This is a genomic window from Pseudomonas sp., assembly GCF_049645325.1.
GTDB lineage: Bacteria > Pseudomonadota > Gammaproteobacteria > Pseudomonadales > Pseudomonadaceae > Aquipseudomonas.
Genome location: NZ_JBARTQ010000438.1, coordinates 1 through 3,570, shown reverse-complemented (window position 1 = coordinate 3,570; position 3,570 = coordinate 1). Strand labels below are relative to the sequence as shown.

Annotated in this window: 4 protein-coding genes; 3 read left to right on the top strand and 1 reads right to left on the bottom strand. The window is 61.1% G+C overall.

Annotated elements, in window-relative coordinates; genetic code table 11:
• Nucleotides 1-121: 121 nt before the first annotated feature.
• Together WBB95_RS19090 and WBB95_RS19085 are read left to right on the top strand one after the other, a co-directional pair.
• Complete coding sequence (locus tag WBB95_RS19090) at nucleotides 122-541, top strand: polyribonucleotide nucleotidyltransferase (RefSeq protein ID WP_424488998.1); 420 nt, start codon at nucleotides 122-124, stop codon at nucleotides 539-541.
• 15 nt (nucleotides 542-556) lie between these two features.
• Nucleotides 557-1,450, top strand: coding sequence for a cation diffusion facilitator family transporter (locus tag WBB95_RS19085; protein WP_424488997.1), 894 nt, complete (start codon nucleotides 557-559; stop codon nucleotides 1,448-1,450).
• Here WBB95_RS19085 and WBB95_RS19080 read toward each other — a convergent pair.
• Nucleotides 1,447-2,538 carry a DUF6515 family protein gene (locus WBB95_RS19080; RefSeq protein ID WP_424488996.1) on the bottom strand — a complete coding sequence of 364 codons (1,092 nt, stop codon included), beginning with the start codon at nucleotides 2,536-2,538 and terminating at the stop codon, nucleotides 1,447-1,449. The two genes, WBB95_RS19085 and WBB95_RS19080, sit on opposite strands and share 4 nt — an antisense overlap.
• 458 nt (nucleotides 2,539-2,996) lie before the next feature.
• On the opposite strand from WBB95_RS19080, the gene WBB95_RS19075 reads away from it, so the two are divergent.
• A complete protein-coding gene (locus tag WBB95_RS19075; RefSeq protein WP_003194418.1) occupies nucleotides 2,997-3,476 on the top strand; it encodes an Lrp/AsnC family transcriptional regulator in 480 nt (159 codons plus the stop codon).
• The last annotated feature ends 94 nt before the right edge of the window (nucleotides 3,477-3,570 follow it).

The window sequence follows — 3,570 nt, the reverse complement described above, 5'->3', positions numbered from 1 at the left end:
CGAATGCGGTGCATCAGTCACATATTCATCAACTGACAGACCGCATTCGCGAGCAAGCCCGCTCCCACATTGGATCTTCGTCGCTTATAGTCGCGTATTAATTGTGTTCAGGAGAGTTTTCATGCGTATCGCTTCCCGTGTCATCGGCGGTGTCCTCGCCGTTACCCTGCTGAGCCAACTGACGGCCTGCGGTTCGATTTTCTACCCGGACCGCCGTGGCCAGATCGACGGCAAGATCGACCCGACCATTGCCGTGCTCGACGCCGTGGGCCTGCTGTTTTATGTGATCCCGGGCCTGATCGCGTTCGGCGTCGACTTCGCCACCGGTGCCATTTACTTCGAGCCGGGCAAGACCGCCCAGGTTGCGCCAGAGAAACTCCACGAAGCCATCGGCGCCGACGGCAAGGTCGACAACGCCAAGCTGCAAACCATCATTCAGAAAGAAACCGGCCACCGCCTGCCGCTGGACGACCCACGCATGATCCAGTTCAAGGGCAGCGTGCAACAACTTGCGTCCCTGGGCCTGCAACCTGCCGCTTAAGGATTCGACCCGCCTATGACCAGCAGTCCCGAACACGCCAGGCTCCTGCGCCTGGCCACTCGCGCGTCGGTGGGCGTGGCCTGTGCGTTGATCATCACCAAGGCCATCGCCTGGTGGCTCAGCGGCTCGGTGAGCATGCTCGCCGGGCTGACCGACTCGCTGCTCGACGGCGTGACCTCGCTGCTCAATTTACTCGCCGTGCATTACGCGCTGCGCCCGGCCGACGATGATCACCGTTACGGCCACGGCAAGGCGGAATCATTGTCGGGCATGGCCCAGGCGCTGTTTATCGCCGGCAGTGCGGTGTTGATCGCGTTTCAGGCCTACCAGCGCTTGCAGCACCCGGAGCCCGTCGGCGCGCCGTGGCTGAGCATCGGCGTGATCATTTTTTCGCTGGTGATGACGGTGGCGCTGCTGATGCTGCAACACCGCGTGATCCGCGAAACCGGCTCCAGCGCCGTGCGCGCAGACTCGCTGCATTACCGCTCCGACTTGATGCTCAACGGCAGCATCCTGGTGGCGTTGGTGTTGGCGGGCTTTGGTTTCAATCAGGTGGATGCCTGGTTCGGCCTGGGCATCGCCGCCTACATTTTGTGGAGCGCGATCCAGATCGCCCGTGAAAGCTTTGCGGTGTTGATGGACGAGGAGCTGCCGCCGGACGTCAGCCAGCACATGCTCGAACTGGCGCGCGGCGTACCGGGCGTGTTGGGTGCGCATGATTTGCGCACGCGAATTTCCGGCAGCCATTGGTTTGTGCAGTTGCACCTGGAGTTGCCGGGGGAATTGACGCTGTCAGTGGCACACGGCATCAGCGACCAGGCCGCCGATGCCATTCACCAAGCCTACCCGCGCGCCGAAGTGCTGGTGCACGCCGACCCGCGGGAAGTGGTCACGGGCAGTAGAACCTAGTACTGCACCTGATACCCGCGACTGCTCAGGCAGTTGCCCTGGGCCTGGCGGTAGGTTTGCACCACCGCCGGGTCAGGGGCGTAGGTGACAGTCCGGGGATCAAAACCACTTTGTTGCACCGCCCAGCGATAACAGTCGTAACCGTCCTGCTGCACCTGGGCCGGTGATTGGCCGTTGGCAGGATAGGCGACCACGTCATAGCCATTGCTCTGCGGCGCAGGTGCTGGCGCTTCCGCCGGCGGTTGCACCACCACGTACTGCTGGGAGGTGCTTTCGTAGGTGTAATAGGCGCCGGCGGCGACGAAGAACAGCGCACTGCCCACCCACACTTCCCGCGCGTAGTCCGGCAGGTATTGCACGCGAATGCCGTACGGTGGCGTCACCACGACATAACGCGGACCTTGCGGGCGATACCAATAGCCACCGGAGAAGAAGTAATCCTGGCCACGGTAAGGCACGCGGTAATTGCGGTCGGGGAAGCGGTCCACGATATAGCCGGGGCGGTGTTGCGGGCCCGGGCCCCATCCATTGCCATGCCCGTCGGGGCGTCCCGGCCAGCGGTTGTCATTGGGGTGACCATTGTTGTAGCCGCCACCCGGACGATTGCCTTGGCCATTGCCGGCCTGCCAATGCTGGTTGCCATCGTTACGGCGCGGGATGTCCTGATAATTGCCTTGGCGCGGCTCCTGGGTTTGCCGAACGGTGTCCGGGCGGCCCTGGATCGGCAGGTTATTCGCAGGTTGCGGCGCCGGCCGAGGTTGCTCGGCACCTTGTGGGCGACCTTGCCACTGCCCACCACCGTGCTGCTGTTGTTCATTGCGATCAAAATGCTGATTTTGCGGCCGAGGCTGGTTGTTCTCGACATGCGGGTTCTGCGGCCGCGGCTGATTGTTTTCAGGCCGTGGTTGATTGTTCTGCGGGTGCGGCTGGTTATTTTGCGGGCGCGGCTGCTCGTTGCCTTGCCGCCCGCCTTCCGGCCCTCTCTCATGCTGACCACCGCCCTCATAGCGCGGGTCGTCTGCCATCACTTGCGTGCCGACGGTCACCATCAGCAAACCTACACCTGCCATACGCCAGATGCGCTTCATGCTATTCCTCACTGCGGATTAGGGCCTGGAGTGTCCGGCCTTACTGCATGAGACTGAAAAAGCCTCACCCGGTTCTGGAACAGGTTATCAGTCACGAGAACTTTCTTTTGTAGAGAAAGAGATACACGTAAAAGACGCACGCAAAGAAAAGGGGTGACCCGTCGGCCACCCCTTGAGAATTTCGTCCTGGCTCAACGCTTTTGACGTTGGCTCACCTCACGCCGTCTTGTGGACAGTGTGCAGCCTGGAGGCCGGCTCAACCCTGCTGGGGCGGCGGCCGCAGCAAGCCTGATTGGGCCCGCTGCAGTGGACTGTTGTCCAGGCGGTGATTCTGTTGATAACGATACCCGCAGGTGCCTGGCAGACGATTGCGAAGATTGCGTCAATAAACAGTGCTTGCGCAATTTTTAACCCTTCATAGATAATTCGCCGCAATAGTTACGACAAAGGCCAACCCAATGAGCAAGCTTGACCGATACGACCTGAGTATTTTGGCGGAATTGCAGCGCGACGCGAGGATCTCCAACCAGGAGTTGGCCGAGCGCATCGGCCTGTCGCCGTCGCCCTGCTCGCGCCGGGTCAAGCAATTGGAGGACGACGGCTATATCGCGCGTCAGGTTGCACTGCTGGACCGCAAGATGCTGGGGCTGAGCCTCACGGCCTATGTGCTGATCGGCATGGACCGCCATACGCCTGAGCGTTTCGAGAATTTCGAAGCGGCAATTCGCACCCTGCCGCAAGTGCTGGAATGCAGCCTCGTCACCGGGATGGACGCCGACTATCAGTTGAAAGTCGTGGTGCCGGACATGGACCACTACCAGAAACTGCTGCTGGGCCACCTGACGCGCATTGAAGGCGTGACCAGCGTGCGGTCGAGCTTTGTGCTGAATCAGGTGCTCAACAGTACTGAATTGCCGCTGACACACCTGCGTACCTGATCTCAAGACCACTGAGGATCAACTGTGGGCGCTGGCTCGCCTGCGATGCAGGCGACTCGGTCTTTCAATAAGTATCTACACATCGTTGTAGTGA